We start from the raw sequence: 15,317 nt of genomic DNA, 5'->3' as shown, positions 1-15,317 counted from the left end.
GGCGAGTGTGTCGGAACCACATGGACGGCGTACAGGGATGAATCGAATCTATCGTTTGATACGGAGCAGAAAGACCGGCCAGTTGGTGGCGGCATCGGAGATCGCGAAGGGCGACCCCTCGCCGGATGGCGTCCGGTCGACCGGCGTGGTCGGCCGCAAGCGCCCGGGTCGTCGTCGCGCTTCGTCCCGGTCATGGTGGTTGGGCGGAACCGCGGCATCCCTGGTTCTGATATCGAACGCCGCCTATGCGGTCTGCGGTCCGACGCAGACCGGCAGCCTGACCATAGGCCAGAGCGTCGAGACCTGCAATGACTCCGAACCCGGCCTGTCGGCCAGCGGTGTCACCGTGACCGCGCCGGGGAACAACACAATCCTGACGCATGGTCTCAATTCGGACGGTGTGGTGGCCCAGAGCGGTGGCAACGTCACGCTGGTGGGTACCGCCGTGACCGTGGAAGGCAATGGATCCAACGCGGTGAACCTTTCCGGTGCGTCCTCCGTGACCATGGACGCCAATACCGTATTGAACGTGCACGGGAATGGCGGCACCGGGCTGAACAACGCCATCTCCGGCATACGTATGCGCGGCACCCCAGGACAGGCGAGTACCCTGAACGTCAACGGGTCCACCATCGTTACCACAGGCACCAACGCACTGGGCGCCGACATACAGGGCGTGTTGCAGAACCTCAATATCCAGGGGGCCAGTTTCACCACGTCGGGGGATCAGTCCATCGGCATGTTGATCACCACGAGCGGCACGCCGGTCGTATCGGACACGACCATCCACACGTCGGGTGCTGGCGCGACGGGGCTCCTGGTCGGCGGCGGCTCGGGCACGAACGTCACCATCAGTGGCGGTTCCATCACGGTGGACGGCTCTTCCATCGGAGCGCAGGTCGTCAGTTCATCGACCATCAATATGAACGGCGCCACGGTCAATGCCGCCGGCGCCGGTTCCACCGGCCTCTCCGTCGAAAGCGGCGCGGTGCTCAACCTGGGTGCGACCACGCCGTTGACCGTGAACGCCACTGGCGCCGGCGCGGTGGGCCTGGTCGTCGGCTCCACCACCACCGCGGGCACCGCCACGCTCGGCAACGCGACGGTTTCCGCGGGTGCGAACGCCAGCGACGCGGTGCGCGTGAACCAGGCGGGCAGCAGTATCAGCGTCGCCCCCACGACGCTGCTCGAAGCGGCCGGAGCGGGCGCACATGGCATAGCGGTAAGCAATGGCGCGGTCGTTACGTTCGATCCAGCGGCCCCGGCGGGGACGACGGTTCTGCCGCGATTCAGCGTGACCGGCGACGGTGGCGCGGCCATCGACGTCAATGGCGCCAATAGCCAGGTGCGACTCAACAATGCGACCTTGGACGCAACGCAGGCCGCCTCGCTCAATCTGGGAGCGAATTCATGGGGCGTGCTGGCGGAAAACGGCGGTACGGCCGTCATCGACGGCACGACTTCGTTGACTGGCGTGGGGTTGTGGGCCAGAGGCTCAGGGCCAGGCGCGGTCGGGTTGATCCAATTCAGGCCTAATGCGACTGTCACCAACGTGCGGGCCCGCGTGGACGACTATGGCCAATTGGACATCAGCCCTCGCACCAACGGCAGCACCTTTACACTGGATTCCCTTGAAGGCGTTGGCACGGCCGGTACCGGCGAAGTGCTGATGGGGCCCATCAACCTGCAGATCGCCGGTGCCGAGCAGACGACGTACGCCGGTCGCCTCACCGGCAACGGGGATTTGATACGCAGCGGGACCGGCAGTCTTACGCTGACCGGTGCCAATGCCCTGACGGGTTTCAGCGGAACGGCGCATATCCAGGATACGGCCACCCTGGGGTTGGCCGGGGCCGCACAGGGTGCCGGTATCGCGTTCGATTTTTCGGCGCCAGGTTCCACCCTGGATATTTCCGGATCCACCGCCGCATCGGGAGTCCAGGTCGGTCGCATCAACAGCATCGCGGCGGGGGACGGCACGATCAGCCTGGGCGCCAACAACCTCACCGTGTCGTCGAGCCTCCCTTCCGATTTCAGCGGGACCATCCAGGATGCGACGGGTAGCGGCAGGCTTACCAAGGCCGGTACCGGCACGTTGACGCTGTCCGGCGCCAATGTCTTCAATTTTGGCGCGGGCACGGGGGGCGGGGTGCTGGTGCAGGATGGTACCTTGGCGGTGACCGGACAAACCAATGCCAGCCAACGGACCTTCAACGTCAGCGGACCTGGTGTGCTCGATGTGTCGGCGGTCTCGAACGCGAACGGCAATTTCACCGCGGGCATGATATCCGGCGACGGCACGATCAACCTGGGAGCCAATTCCCTGACCGTCGATGGCCTGAACAACCTGGACGGCACGAATACCGGCACCTTCTCCGGCACGTTGACCGGCGGCAATGCCACCGGCATGGGACTGATCAAGCAAGGCGCGGGCACATTGATCCTGTCGGGCAGCAACGCCTTCGGCTACGTCGGCGGCACGGACATTCAATCCGGCGTGCTGGCCATCCGCAATGTCACGCCTACCACGTTTACAAAGACGTTCACGTTGGACGGAGGCTGGCTGGATCTATCCGACGTCGGCCCACCCAACGAATCGAACGCGAACAACTGGCCCAACATCGTCATCAACCAGGGTGCCAACGCCAACCAGGGCGGGGTCATCGGCGCCGATGACAATATGACCTACAACGTCGCCGCGGGGGCGACGCAGACGGTGGCCTACCATCTCGGCGATGGCAGTACGCCCAACGGCCAGGGCATTTTCGTGGTCAAGCAGGGGGCCGGCACGCTGGAATTGACCGGCGATAACCATTACGTCGGCAACACGCGTATCGAGGGCGGCACGCTCAGGGTGACGAGCGATTCCAACCTGGGCGACACCACGGTGGCGCGTGAAGTCGTACTGAACGGCGGCAACCTGGATATCGGCGGCAGCTTTGTGTCGGCCCGCAATATCGAATTACGCGCTGCCGGGGCGGTAGAGGTCGAAAGCGGCCAGGACACGACGTGGCGTGGCGCCGTCGACAACGGCGCCGGCTACACATTGACCAAGAACGGCGCGGGCCGCCTGGCCTTCAGTGGCGCGAGCCATGTCGGCGGGGTGATCGCCAATGCCGGTACGCTGGATATGGGCGCCGCGACCGTGGACAGCACGACGGCGGGTACCGCGGCTGTTGCCGTCCATGGCAGTACCGTAGGCTTCGCGGGCGGGACTATCAACAGCGCCGACGACACCATCGTTTCCGACGGCTCCAGTGTCGTGAACCTGGCGAACACCACGTTGAACGCCGCCGCCGGCAAGTCTCTTTACCGCGTGGCCAGCGGTCAGGGTACGCTCAACGCGAATGGTCAGGTACTGACAGGTGACCTGCGTGCCGATGCCGGTGCCGGCTTGACGCTGAACCTGAACGGCGGCAGCGTCTACACGGGCACGCCGTCGCTGGGAGACGCCTCCAGCACGGCAGCCATCAACGTGAACGACGCGTCCAGCGTCTGGAACGTCACGGGAGATACCAGCGTGACCAGCCTGGGGAATTCCGGTACGGTGGCTTTTGGCGCGCCAGTCAACGGCGCGTATAAATCGCTGACGGTGAATGGCGATTATCGGGGCGGTGGCACCATCGTCATGAACACCGTCTTGAACACCGGTGGGGCCCTGGCCGATCAGAGCACCGACCGCCTGCTGATAAAAGGCAACGCGAGCGGGACGACAACACTGCAGCTTCAAACGACCGGGACTGGCGCCAATACGAATACGTCGCTGAACAATCTTCCCGTGCCGACCGAAGGCATTTCGCTGGTGCAGGTTTCAGGCAATTCGTCCGCCAATGCCTTCCAACTCGCCGGCGGGTATGTCGCGGCAAACGGCAGTCCCTACCAGTATCGGGTATTCGCTTACGGTCCCGGCCAGACCGCGGCCTCTCAATCAGCGCTTGGCTCCGACCCCTTGAATTGGGATTACCGCTTGCAGACCGCCTACCTGGATCCCCACGGCAACCCGGTTCCGGGAGTGCCGCCGAGCCAGGGCGGAGGCGGCGGACGTCCTGCCCTTGTGGCACAGGGCAGCTCCGACCTCGTGGCCCCCTTGGCGTTGCAGAATTATGGAGCCACCGTCATGGGCAGCCTTAATCGCCGCCTGGGCGAGATCCGAGGCGAAGATATTCCGCCGCCGGACAATCGCGGCGAGATGTTCAGCCGGGTGATCGCTTCCAGCAGCAGCTACCGGTCGAACCGTGATTTCGATGACTACGGCTACGATTTCCACCAGGACATCCAGGCCATGCAGATCGGCGGCAACTGGCTGCACCTGAAGGACCGGGACCAGAATCTGCGTCTGGGCGCGGCGGTCACCATCGGTTCCACTTCGGTACGTCCGAAGACGCAGGATGCGGAGTCCAGCAAATTCAGGCTGGATATGCACAGCGTGGCGCTGACCGGCACCTGGCAGCACAAAAGCGGTTGGTACGTCGACGGCGTGTTGTCGGCCGGCACGTTCAATGGCGATGTGAAGACGGACAAAAGCAGCACGGCCAGCCGGATTAAGGGCAACAGTCTGGAGGCGTCCGTGGAGACCGGCAAGGCTTTTGCCCTGGACAATGGCTTTGTCGTCGAACCTCAATTCCAGTTGATGAGTCAGACCTTCCGCTTCGACGACCACACCGATGTGGATGGCGTGCGCACCAACTGGGATACCAACACTTTCCTCACGGCCCGCGGTGGCGTGAAAGTGTCGATTCCAGTCCCGTCCGCGCCGCAATGGAAGCCTTATGTCGCGGCAAATCTGCTGCAGACATGGGGCGGCGGCACCGACGTCAAACTGGCGGACACTTCGTTCAGTTCAGGCACGGTCGGTACCGCCTTGCAGCTCCAGGTCGGCGCGACGGGGCGCCTCACGAAGAACCTGTCAGTCTACGGCGAGCTGGCTGGCCAACAGCGCCTCGGACATGGCACCAGTTCGGTCTATGGCAATGTCGGAATACGGTACCTGTTCTGACCCGCGCTATAGCAGGCCGAGGATGGCTGCCTTGAGCGCGGCGGACGTCCTGTTGGCCGCGGCCAGCTTCTGGAGGATTTTCCCCATATGAAAATTGACGGTGCGCGCGGACAAATGCATGATCCGGCCGATGGCTTCCGATGTCTTGCCATCAGCGGTCAGCCGCAGTATGTCGATCTCCCGATGGGAAAGGCTGGTTCGCGCTTCCGGCATATATTTGGGCACCATAAGCCGGGCAAGGCCACGATGCGCGGTATGGGCCAGCCAAGTCAGGCGGGGGGACAGCCCGTCCAGGTCTCTCAATGGCATTTCCGCATTGTCGCTGGCAAGGTTCAGCGCGCTGCTGATACCCATGGGGCCATGGCAGACTTGGCTCCAGCCCGCTTTCAATCCATGCGCTCGCGCATCTCTCCAGAATGGTGGGCATTCGACGGGCAGATCGATGGACCATACGAGCGCATCGCTGGCACCGTTTGTCCCGCCAGTGGCGACTTTCTCGTATGGGGATGTCGCGTACGTCGCGTATGTCGCGGGCCATCGCCAATTGTCAGGGCAATTGTCATGGACAATAAGCCTGGGATTGGTCAGCGGCAAGGGTAAGCGCATTGCGAACGCATAGTATTCAAACCCCAATCGCTGCACAATTTCATGCAGCAATCCGAAGAACTGCTTTTCGTTGCCGACCACGAGCAATAATTCGATTCGCTCTTTTTCCCAATTCTCCATTGCGATTCCCCTTCCGGCTCGCAGTGCTTTCCGCCACAGCGTCGTTTGAGGAAAAATACACTGCGATGGCTAAGGGATACGCAGCGCGCGGGGGTAATCTTTCGTATCGAAAATCCGCCGCTCGCCCGCGGTCAGGTTGCGAGAGGAGGCGGGGAGCGGAGCTGTTCACGGCGGCTCCGCCGCGCCGCGCGCTTAGCAGAACGCCTGGATGCCCGTCTGCGCGCGTCCCAGTATCAAGGCATGCACGTCGTGCGTGCCTTCATAGGTATTGACGACTTCCAGGTTGACCAGGTGGCGGGCCACGCCGAACTCGTCGGAGATCCCGTTGCCGCCCATCATGTCGCGCGCCAGGCGGGCGATGTCCAGCGCCTTGCCGCAGGAATTGCGCTTCATGATGGAGGTAATCTCCACCGCCGCGGTGCCTTCGTCCTTCATGCGGCCCAGCCGCAGGCAGCCTTGCAGGCCCAGCGTGATTTCGGTCTGCATGTCGGCCAGCTTCTTTTGAATGAGTTGGTTGGCGGCCAGCGGCCGCCCGAACTGCTTGCGGTCCATCGTGTATTGCCGCGCCGTGTGCCAGCAGAATTCCGCCGCGCCGAGCGCGCCCCAGGCGATGCCGTAGCGCGCCGAGTTCAGGCAGGTGAACGGACCCTTCAACCCGCTGACGCCCGGCATCATTTGCGAGGCGGGCACCTCGACTTCGTCCATGACCACTTCGCCGGTGATGGAGGCGCGCAGGCCGACCTTGCCGTGGATGGCCGGCGCGGACAGGCCCTTCATGCCTTTTTCCAGGATGAAGCCGCGGATCTTGCCGTCGTGGTCGCCGCCCACGCACTTGGCCCAGACCACGAACACGTCGGCGATCGGCGAATTGGTGATCCACATTTTGCTGCCCGTCAGCTTGTAGCCGTCGCCGGTCTTGACCGCGCGCGTTTCCATGCTGCCGGGATCGGAGCCGTGGTTGGGTTCGGTCAGGCCGAAGCAGCCTATCCATTCGCCGCTGGCGAGCTTGGGCAGGTACTTCTGTTTTTGTTCTTCGCTGCCGAACTCGTTGATCGGCACCATGACCAGCGAAGACTGTACGCTCATCATCGAGCGGTAGCCGGAATCGACGCGTTCGACTTCGCGCGCGATCAGGCCGTAGCACACATAGTTCAGGCCCGCGCCGCCGTACTCGGTGGGGATGGTGGGGCCAAGCAGGCCCAGTTCGCCCATCTCGCGGAAGATGGCGGCATCGGTCTTCTCGTGGCGAAAGGCTTCCAGCACGCGCGGCGCCAGCTTGTCCTGCGCGTACGCGGCGGCGGCTTCGCGCACCATGCGTTCGTCGTCGGTCAGCTGGCTATCGAGCAGCAGCGGATCTTGCCAGTGGAAGGAAGCGTTGGATGACATGAAAAACTCCTGGTCTCGCGGGTTTTGAATCGTGGGTCATCGGCATGCCGGCCGGCGCCCGCCATGGACGCCGCCGCGGCTGCCTGATATTCACTGCCTGGCCTTCAACGCCGTATCGCGGATCTTTTCCAGCGTGGTGGTCGGCGTGATGACTTCCGGATCGATCAGGCAATGCAGGATGGCGGGCTTGCCGCTCTCCATTGCGCGCCGCAGCGCGGGCGCGAACTGCTCGGTCGTGTCGACGCGTTCGCCGTAGCCGCCGAAGGCCTGCGCATAGGCAGCGAAATCCGGATTGCGCAAGGCTGTCGCGGAAACGCGGCCGGGGTAATGCCGTTCCTGGTGCATGCGGATCGTGCCGTACATGCCGTTGTCGATGATCAGCACCAGGATAGGCAGGTCGTACTGCACCGCCGTCGCGAATTCCTGGCCGTGCATCAGGAAGCAGCCGTCGCCGGCCAGGCAGACCACGGTGCGATCGCGGTACACGCGCTTCGCGCCGACGGCGGCCGGCAGGCCATAGCCCATGGAGCCGGATGTCGGCGCCAGTTGCGTGCCGTAGCGCTGGAAGCGATGGAAGCGATGCAGCCAGGTGGCGTAGTTGCCGGCGCCGTTGGTCATGATGGCGTCGGGCGGCAGCGTTTCGCGCAGCGTCTGCATGACGGCGCCCATCTGCAGAGCGCCTGATGTCTTGATGGCGGTCGGGTCGCTCCAGGACAGATAGGCCTGGTGGGCGGCTTGCAGATCTTGCGGCCAGCCGGCGGCGCCGCTCGCGGGTTGCAGTTGGGCCAGCGCTTGCGTGAAGGCGATGGGCGATGCATTGATCGCCAGCGTCGCGCGATAGACGCGGTTCAGTTCGCCGGCGTCGGGGTGGATGTGAACCAGCTTCTGCTTCGGTACCGGGATGTCGAACAGCGTGTACGACTGGCTGGGCATTTCCGACATGCGGCCGCCTATCAGCAACACCAGGTCGGCGTCCTGCACGCGTTTGAGCAGGGCAGGGTTCAGGCCTATGCCGACGTCGCCGGCGAAGCAGAGATGGTCGGCGGGGAATAGCATCTGCCGGCGGAAGGACACCGCCACCGGCAGCTGGAAGCGCGTGGCGAAATCGGCGAAGCGGTTCACCGCCTCGGCGTCCCAGCGCGCCCCGCCCAGGATGGCGATGGGCGCGCGCGCCGATTTCAGCAGGGCTTGCAGCTCGTCCAGTTGCGTCGGGGTGGGGGCGCTGTCGATGACTTCGTAGCGCGGCGCGTCGGCGACTTCCGCGGTTTCCACCAGCATGTCTTCCGGCAGCGCGATTACGACCGGACCCGGGCGGCCGGAGGTCGCCACATGGAAGGCGCGCGACACCAGTTCGGGGATCCGTTCCACCTGGTCGATCTCGGTCACCCACTTGGCCTGCGTGCCGAAGACCGCTCGGTAGTCCATTTCCTGGAAGGCTTCGCGTTCACGCATGCCGCGTTCGATCTGGCCGACGAACAGGATCAGCGGCGTCGAGTCCTGCATGGCGATATGGACGCCGGCCAATGCATTGGAAGCGCCGGGACCGCGGGTGACCATGCAAATGCCGGGTTCGCCGGTCAGCTTGCCATGGGCGTCGGCCATCATGGCCGCGCCGCCTTCCTGGCGGCAGACGGTGACTTCGATGCTGGCGTCGTGCAGGCCGTCCAGCACGGCCAGGTAGCTTTCGCCGGGCACGCAGAAGACGTGCTTGACGCCGTGCGCGGCGAGTTGGTCGACAAGGATGTGCCCGCCCAGGCGGGGTGGCTGCGGTGTCTGCATGGAGTTTTATTTCACGGAATACAGGCTAGGGTATCCGAGAGAATAATGTTCCAAACGCGCACAACGCAATTGATAAAAATGCACAATCAAGTGCGCTTCGCACACACGCCAGCCGCAAGGGTGGGGCTACGGTACGTCCGATGCCGGGCCATTGCGCCCGGGATGATCGCCGGCACCGGTCCCGGCAGCTACTCGGCCAGTTGTGCCTGGGCCTGCACGGCCGGCGTCGCGCCGAAATAACGCAGCGGCAGCAGTTCGCGTTGCGCTTCGCTCTGGGAGTCGACCAGCTCGATATTCAGCTTGCTGATGCCCGTGCTGCCCAGGCTGGGGGCCAGGAAGCGCACATAACGGGTTTCGCCGGGGTTGAGCATGAAGCTCAGGCCGTCATCGGTCCAGAGCTTGTCGGTCACGACGTAGCTGCCGGCGGGCCGGTCGACGTAGAAGAAGCTGCCCGGCTTGGAGCGTCCGACCACCTGCTTGTTCACGCGGATCTTCGGCTGGCCCGACGGCCCGGCGCCCGCGTCCTGCATGGGGTTGTAGAAAACGATGCGCCCGTCGCCCGGTTTCAGCGGGGGTAGGGAAGACGCCATGCTGGCGTAGCGCGGGCCGGCGCATCCGGCGAGCAATATGGCCGCGGCAAGACCGGCAATCCAGGCCGCCAGACGGATGGGCGTCATGCAATTACTCCAGGTTCAAGGTGGGGGCGTAGGCGACGGGGGTGAATGCCGATTCCCCGGGGAAGTAGAAGCCGACAAGCTTGCCGTCGGCGATGACCAAATAGGCTTCGCGCAGCCGCTTCGCATCGATCATCAGCGTGCCGCCAGCCTTGCGGTACACCTGGCCCTCCGGAACCGAGCCGGCCAGGATCCACTGCGAACCCGCTGCAAGTGTCACCGTGGCGTCGTTGGTCAAGGGCGCGGAAACGGACTTCGCAAGCTGGAGTTGCTTGGCCTGTGCCGCGTTGACGGGTGTGTAGGCGGTGGGCCGGAGGGACACCGACATGCATGCCGTCAGCGCCAGGACGATGGCGCATGCCGCTATGAAACGCAGTGACGAACCGGTTTTTTCCGCGGGGATCTGGAGATACATGGGGACCTCTGGTCGCAAAGCGCGGAGTATAGGCAGTGTTCCAAAATATTTCTACTGACTACAGCAGCGCGCCTCGGACCCGTGCGGCGGGCCCTGGCGACCGTGGCCTTTCAGTTCGCGGCCGCGCCGTTCCGTGCAATGCCTTCCTCGTTACGCGTGCGCGACGACGCGCCCCAGAACTGCATCGTCTTCAATTCCGCCTGGGCGTCCACGGGCGAAGCCGCCAGCTCCGGGCGCAGATACTTCGCGCCCGCTTCGCCCGCGTTCGACGAAAACAGCCCATCCGGAACGAACCGGACATATTGCGTCTGTCCCGCGGCCAGATCGAAAGTCAGGGGCTTTCCGCGCAGCGCCAGGACGGTGTAGCTGCCGGCGGGGCGGTTCACATAGAAGAAACCGCCTGGCTTGGCGCGTCCCACCAGGCGATTGTTGATGCGCACACGCGGTTGCGCGTTCGCCCCCAGGCTGACGCTGGTGGCCGGCGTATACAGCACGATCCGTCCTTCGCCGGCCGCCATGGGCACCATGGCGTCGGCGACGTCCGCGTACTTGTGTGACGCGCAGGCAGCCAATAGGAACGTGACGGCGGCGAGGACAGCGAAACGGCGGCAGAAGCGGAGCAGTGTGTTCATGGAATCTCTTTTCGTTGGACGAATAATGATGGCTATGTGCAGTTAAAGTAATAGAATATTTCAGTATAAAGCGAAATGTGCTGATTTGCGCCAGCCTTGGGCGAGGTACGTGCACGTAGCGGCCATCCTGGGTTGCCATGGGGGCGGTGGAGCACGGCGCTCATTGCGTTGGGTGCACATCGTGATTGATAAAATTGCACAATCCCATCACGCGGTTTTCACCGCCACCGCCGCCCCGCTCATGAGAAAAGGCATTCCCAATCTAAGCGCCCTGCAAGCCTTCGAGGCCACGGCCCGGCTGGGCACATTCTCCCGGGCGGCCGAAGAACTTTCGTTGACCCATAGCGCGGTCTACCGGCAGGTGGCCAGCCTGGAAGCGCGCCTGGGCGTGCAGTTGTTCACCCGCGTGCGGCGCCGTATCGCCTTGACCGATCATGGGGCGGAGTACGCCGGCCGCATCCGCCATCATCTGGACCAGATCGAAAAGGACACCTTTGGCCTGGTCAGCCGCACCGGCATGGGCCGCAGCCTGCACATTGCCGTCGTGCCCACGCTGGCCACCACCTGGCTGATCCCGCGCCTGGCGGACTTCAACCGCCTGCACCCGGACATCACGGTCAGCCTGTCGGTGCGTACCCTGCCGTTCCAGTTCAAGGACCAGCCTTTCGATGGCGCGCTGTATCACGGCGACCACGTCTGGCCCGGCACGCGCGGCGTGCTGCTGTTCCGCGAGCGCGAACTGGTGCCGGTGTGCGCGCCGGCCTTGGCGCAGGCGAGCCGCGCGCAGAGCGGCGGACCGCTGGCGGGCATGCCGCACCTGCATCTGAATTCGCGTCCCGACGCCTGGCGCCTCTGGTATGCCGAAAACCACTTCCTATTCGGCCCGCAGGCCGCCGGCGGCCCGCGCTACGAACTGTTTTCCATGGTGCTGGCGGCCGCGCAGGCGGGACTGGGCGTGGGCCTGGTGCCGCGTTTCCTGGCGCAGGAGTCGCTGGACGCCGGGCTGGTCGTCATGCCCACGCCCGGCGTGCTGCCGGTGCCCCACAGCTACTACTTCAGCTATCCCGACCGCGGCCCGCGCGGCGACGCGCCGCGCATATTCCAGAGCTGGCTGCAGACGATGGTCGCCGCATGACACGCGCGTATGCCAAAGTATGCCTTTGCGGACAATCGCGCCAAACGCGGCTCCGCAAGCGCGTCGGCGCGCTTTTGTCTATATTTACGCGCCGTTGAATAAACGATCACGCTGGAGTTTTGCCCGCTATCAAAGGGGTAATACCGATTGTTTCGTGGACGTTTTCTGAAACAATACCCGGCTAGTCTCGGACTGCGTTACCCGCGTGGTTCGAGTGTTTCTCCTGACCATGGGAATTTCTTCATGAAAAAAACGCTGCTCTTCGCTGCTGTCGCCGCCGCCACCACGCTGACGTCTTTGTCGGCGCAAGCCGGCCGCCTGGACGACATCAAGTCTTCCGGCACCATCAAGCTGGGCTATCGCGACGCTTCGCTGCCGTTTTCCTATCTGGACGATAACCAGAAGCCCATCGGCTATTCCATGGATATCTGCTACGGCATCGTTAAGGCCGTGGAAAAAAATGTCGGCAAGCAGCTGAAAGTGAATCTGGTCGCCGTGACGTCTTCCACCCGCATTCCGCTGGTGTCCAACGGCACCGTCGATCTCGAGTGCGGCTCCACCACGAATAACCTGGAGCGCCAGAAGCAGGTCAGCTTCGCGCCCACCACCTTCGTGACGGCCAACCGCTTCGTGGCCAAGAAGTCGGCCGGCTACAAGACGCTGGAAGACCTGAAGGGCAAGACCGTGATCTCGACCGCCGGCACCAGCAACATCAAGTGGGTGACGGAAGCCAATGGCGGCCAGGCCACCTACCTGGACGGCAAGAAAGTCCCGGCCCTGGGCATGAACATCATCCCCGCCAAGGACCACGCCGAAGCCTTCCTGACCGTTGAAAGCGGGCGCGCCGCCGCCTTCTTCATGGACGACGTGCTGCTGGCCGGCCTGGTGGCCACCTCGCGCAATCCCAAGGAATGGATGATCAGCGACCAGGCTTACTCGGTCGAACCGTACGCCATGATCGAGCCCAAGGACGATCCGGCCTTCAAGAAAGTGGTGGACGACGCCGTCGTCGCCATGATCAAGGATGGCACCGTCGAAAAGCTGTACAAGAAGTGGTTCGAATCGCCCATCCCGCCCAAGAACGTCAACCTGAACCTGCCGATGAGCCCGGCGCTGAAGAAGGTCCTGGCCAATCCCACGGATTCGGGCGACCCCGCGGTCTACAAGCAGTAATAGCCGCTCTGTCCCGATGAACGGCGTGGACGGGCCAGGCCCGTCCCGCGCCCACCGCGGCGCGGCTACGCCGATTCCCTGCGCCGGCGCATGATCGCCGGCGCGGTTTTTCCGCAGGATCACACATGCATTACAACTGGAACTGGTCCATCTTTTTCCAGATGGCGCCCGACGGATCCGGTACCTATCTGGATGCGCTGCTGCGCGGCCTGGGGTGGACGGTCTCGACCGCGCTGCTGGCCTGGATACTGGCTTTTTCGCTGGGTTCCGTGATCGGGGTGATGCGCACCACCGACAGCAAGCTGGCGCAGCGCATCGGCACCTGCTATGTGGAAATCTTCCGCAATGTGCCGCTGCTGGTGCAGATGTTCATTTGGTATTTCGTGATGCCGGAACTGGTGCCGGTATCCTTGGGCGACGCCATCAAGCAGATGCCGCCTCCGTGGGGCATGTTCTGGCCCGCCGTCCTGTGCCTGGGTTTCTTCACGTCGTCCCGCGTAGCCGAGCAGGTGCGTTCGGGCATCGGTTCGCTGCCGCGCGGCCAGCGCATGGCGGGCACCGCCATGGGCCTGCGTCCGGCGCAGGTCTACCGCTATGTGCTGCTGCCCATGGCCTATCGCATCATCCTGCCGCCGATGACGTCGGAGTTCCTGAACCTGATCAAGAACACCTCGATCGCATTCACCATCGGCTTGCTCGAGCTGACGGGCGCGGCGCGTTCGATGCAGGAGTTCAGCTTCCAGGTGTTCGAGGCCTTTGCCGGCGCGACGCTGCTGTATTTCGTGCTGAACATGGTCGTGCAGCTCGGCGCTCGCGCGCTGGAGCGCCGCGTCTCCGTGCCGGGCTTCGTCGGCTCGAAGTCCAGCGGCACCGGCGGCCATTGAGGGGAAGGCCATGAACAACGGATTCGATTTCGACGTCATCATACGTTCGCTGCCCTACCTGTTCCGCGACGGCATGGTATTCACGCTGAAGCTGACGATACTGTCGGCGATCGGCGGCCTGATCCTGGGTACGCTGCTGGCGATGATGCGGCTGTCCAGCAACCGCGTCTTCAACTGGATAGGCACGGTCTACGTGAACGGACTGCGCGCCTTGCCGCTGCTGCTGGTGATCTTCTGGTTCTACTTCCTGGTGCCTTATATCGGCGCCTGGCTGACGGGATCCGACCGGCCGCTGGCCGTGGGCGGCTTTACGTCCGCGCTGGTGACCTTCACGCTGTTCGAAGCGGCCTATTACTGCGAGATCATGCGCGCGGGCATCCAGTCCATTCCGCGCGGCCAGATCGCGGCGGGACAGGCCCTGGGGCTGCGGTACTTCCAGATCATGGGCCACGTCATCCTGCCGCAGGCCTTCCGCAACATGATGCCGGTGCTGCTGACGCAGACCATCGTGCTGTTCCAGGACACGTCGCTGGTCTACGTGCTGTCCTTGACGGACTTCATGGGCGCGGCGGCCAAGGTGGCGCAGCGCGACGGCCGCCTGGTGGAAATGTATTTGTTCGCGGCGGCGGTCTACTTCATCATCTGCTTCACGCTCTCGCGCCTGGTCAAGCGGATGCAAACTCGCATGGCAATCGTGCGCTGACGCGCCGCCACTTCAGGGGTTCATTGAATGGCAATGATAGAAATCAAGAATGTCAGCAAGTGGTACGGCGATTTCCAGGTGCTGACGGATTGCACGACTTCGGTCGAGAAGGGCGAGGTCGTGGTGGTGTGCGGGCCTTCCGGGTCGGGCAAGTCCACGCTGATCAAGACGGTCAACGGCCTGGAGCCTTTCCAGAAGGGCGAAATCACGGTGGACGGCACGTCGGTGGGTTCGCCCAAGACCGACCTGCCCAAGCTGCGTTCGCGCGTGGGCATGGTGTTCCAGCATTTCGAGCTGTTCCCGCACTTGTCGGTGACGCAGAACCTGGCGCTGGCGCAGATCAAGGTGCTGGGCCGCGGCAAGGATGAAGCCATCGCCCGCGGCCTGAAGCTGCTGGATCGCGTGGGCCTGAGCGCGCACAAGGACAAGTTTCCCGGCCAGCTCTCCGGCGGCCAGCAGCAGCGCGTGGCCATCGCCCGCGCGCTATCCATGGATCCGATCGCCATGCTGTTCGACGAACCGACGTCGGCACTGGATCCCGAGATGGTCAATGAAGTGCTGGACGTCATGGTCGATTTGGCCCGCGAAGGCATGACCATGATGGTCGTCACCCATGAAATGGGTTTCGCCCGCAAGGTCGCCAACCGCGTGGTTTTCATGGACGTCGGCGGCCATATCGTCGAGGACTGCGGCAAGGACGAGTTCTTCGGCCATCTGGAAGCACGCTCGCCGCGCGCGCAGCAGTTCCTGTCGAAGATACTGTCGCATTGATGCGCGCGTAGCCGCCGCGGCTGGCGGGATGCCACCGCCCGGC

12 protein-coding genes are annotated in these 15,317 nt (G+C 63.8%); 6 read left to right on the top strand and 6 right to left on the bottom strand.

The window, feature by feature from the left end; genetic code table 11:
* Positions 1-37: 37 nt before the first annotated feature.
* The gene (locus tag ACNA0R_RS07140; RefSeq protein WP_415825254.1) at positions 38-4,996 is read left to right on the top strand and encodes an autotransporter outer membrane beta-barrel domain-containing protein; all 4,959 of its coding nucleotides are present in this window, start codon (positions 38-40) and stop codon (positions 4,994-4,996) included.
* 6 nt (positions 4,997-5,002) lie between these two features.
* On the opposite strand, the gene ACNA0R_RS07135 is transcribed toward ACNA0R_RS07140, so the two are convergent.
* From ACNA0R_RS07135 to ACNA0R_RS07110, 6 genes are all read right to left on the bottom strand, one after another.
* Positions 5,003-5,722, bottom strand: a complete 720-nt coding sequence (locus tag ACNA0R_RS07135; RefSeq protein WP_415825253.1) for a LuxR C-terminal-related transcriptional regulator — start codon at positions 5,720-5,722, stop codon at positions 5,003-5,005.
* 192 nt (positions 5,723-5,914) lie between these two features.
* Positions 5,915-7,108 (bottom strand): acyl-CoA dehydrogenase, encoded by a 1,194-nt coding sequence (locus ACNA0R_RS07130; protein ID WP_415825252.1) that lies wholly within the window; start codon positions 7,106-7,108, stop codon positions 5,915-5,917.
* A 90-nt stretch (positions 7,109-7,198) separates the two neighbouring features.
* On the bottom strand, positions 7,199-8,887 hold the full coding sequence (locus ACNA0R_RS07125) for a thiamine pyrophosphate-binding protein (protein WP_415825251.1): 1,689 nt from the start codon (positions 8,885-8,887) through the stop codon (positions 7,199-7,201).
* A 188-nt stretch (positions 8,888-9,075) separates the two neighbouring features.
* The gene (locus ACNA0R_RS07120) at positions 9,076-9,564 is read right to left on the bottom strand and encodes a hypothetical protein (RefSeq protein ID WP_415825250.1); all 489 of its coding nucleotides are present in this window, start codon (positions 9,562-9,564) and stop codon (positions 9,076-9,078) included.
* Positions 9,565-9,568: 4 nt separating this feature from the next.
* Positions 9,569-9,976 (bottom strand): hypothetical protein, encoded by a 408-nt coding sequence (locus ACNA0R_RS07115; RefSeq protein WP_415825249.1) that lies wholly within the window; start codon positions 9,974-9,976, stop codon positions 9,569-9,571.
* Positions 9,977-10,086: 110 nt separating this feature from the next.
* Positions 10,087-10,608 (bottom strand): DUF2846 domain-containing protein, encoded by a 522-nt coding sequence (locus tag ACNA0R_RS07110; RefSeq protein WP_415825248.1) that lies wholly within the window; start codon positions 10,606-10,608, stop codon positions 10,087-10,089.
* A 241-nt stretch (positions 10,609-10,849) separates the two neighbouring features.
* Between ACNA0R_RS07110 and ACNA0R_RS07105 the strand changes: the two genes are divergently transcribed.
* The 5 genes from ACNA0R_RS07105 to ACNA0R_RS07085 all read left to right on the top strand — a co-directional run bounded on the left by ACNA0R_RS07105 (position 10,850) and on the right by ACNA0R_RS07085 (position 15,274).
* Complete coding sequence (locus ACNA0R_RS07105) at positions 10,850-11,743, top strand: LysR substrate-binding domain-containing protein (RefSeq protein WP_415825247.1); 894 nt, start codon at positions 10,850-10,852, stop codon at positions 11,741-11,743.
* A gap of 243 nt (positions 11,744-11,986) precedes the next feature.
* Positions 11,987-12,916, top strand: a complete 930-nt coding sequence (locus ACNA0R_RS07100; RefSeq protein WP_415825246.1) for an amino acid ABC transporter substrate-binding protein — start codon at positions 11,987-11,989, stop codon at positions 12,914-12,916.
* A gap of 125 nt (positions 12,917-13,041) precedes the next feature.
* On the top strand, positions 13,042-13,800 hold the full coding sequence (locus tag ACNA0R_RS07095; protein ID WP_415825245.1) for an amino acid ABC transporter permease: 759 nt from the start codon (positions 13,042-13,044) through the stop codon (positions 13,798-13,800).
* A gap of 10 nt (positions 13,801-13,810) precedes the next feature.
* Complete coding sequence (locus tag ACNA0R_RS07090) at positions 13,811-14,503, top strand: amino acid ABC transporter permease (RefSeq protein ID WP_415825244.1); 693 nt, start codon at positions 13,811-13,813, stop codon at positions 14,501-14,503.
* 33 nt (positions 14,504-14,536) lie between these two features.
* The gene (locus ACNA0R_RS07085; RefSeq protein WP_415825553.1) at positions 14,537-15,274 is read left to right on the top strand and encodes an amino acid ABC transporter ATP-binding protein; all 738 of its coding nucleotides are present in this window, start codon (positions 14,537-14,539) and stop codon (positions 15,272-15,274) included.
* The last annotated feature ends 43 nt before the right edge of the window (positions 15,275-15,317 follow it).

The organism is Bordetella sputigena (assembly GCF_965137885.1).
Taxonomy (GTDB): Bacteria; Pseudomonadota; Gammaproteobacteria; order Burkholderiales; family Burkholderiaceae_B; genus Bordetella_C; species Bordetella_C sputigena.
Note: the sequence above shows the minus strand (reverse complement) of the source record. Positions and strands in the feature narration are given on the sequence as shown.

Bases quoted from the DNA above. Each gene is read 5' to 3' on its own strand.
- ACNA0R_RS07140 (WP_415825254.1), top strand. From the start codon at position 38: ATGAATCGAATCTATCGTTTGATACGGAGCAGAAAGACCGGCCAGTTG.
- ACNA0R_RS07135 (WP_415825253.1), bottom strand. From the start codon at position 5,722: ATGGAGAATTGGGAAAAAGAGCGAATCGAATTATTGCTCGTGGTCGGC.
- ACNA0R_RS07130 (WP_415825252.1), bottom strand. From the start codon at position 7,108: ATGTCATCCAACGCTTCCTTCCACTGGCAAGATCCGCTGCTGCTCGAT.
- ACNA0R_RS07125 (WP_415825251.1), bottom strand. From the start codon at position 8,887: ATGCAGACACCGCAGCCACCCCGCCTGGGCGGGCACATCCTTGTCGAC.
- ACNA0R_RS07120 (WP_415825250.1), bottom strand. From the start codon at position 9,564: ATGACGCCCATCCGTCTGGCGGCCTGGATTGCCGGTCTTGCCGCGGCC.
- ACNA0R_RS07115 (WP_415825249.1), bottom strand. From the start codon at position 9,976: ATGTATCTCCAGATCCCCGCGGAAAAAACCGGTTCGTCACTGCGTTTC.
- ACNA0R_RS07110 (WP_415825248.1), bottom strand. From the start codon at position 10,608: ATGAACACACTGCTCCGCTTCTGCCGCCGTTTCGCTGTCCTCGCCGCC.
- ACNA0R_RS07105 (WP_415825247.1), top strand. From the start codon at position 10,850: ATGAGAAAAGGCATTCCCAATCTAAGCGCCCTGCAAGCCTTCGAGGCC.
- ACNA0R_RS07100 (WP_415825246.1), top strand. From the start codon at position 11,987: ATGAAAAAAACGCTGCTCTTCGCTGCTGTCGCCGCCGCCACCACGCTG.
- ACNA0R_RS07095 (WP_415825245.1), top strand. From the start codon at position 13,042: ATGCATTACAACTGGAACTGGTCCATCTTTTTCCAGATGGCGCCCGAC.
- ACNA0R_RS07090 (WP_415825244.1), top strand. From the start codon at position 13,811: ATGAACAACGGATTCGATTTCGACGTCATCATACGTTCGCTGCCCTAC.
- ACNA0R_RS07085 (WP_415825553.1), top strand. From the start codon at position 14,537: ATGATAGAAATCAAGAATGTCAGCAAGTGGTACGGCGATTTCCAGGTG.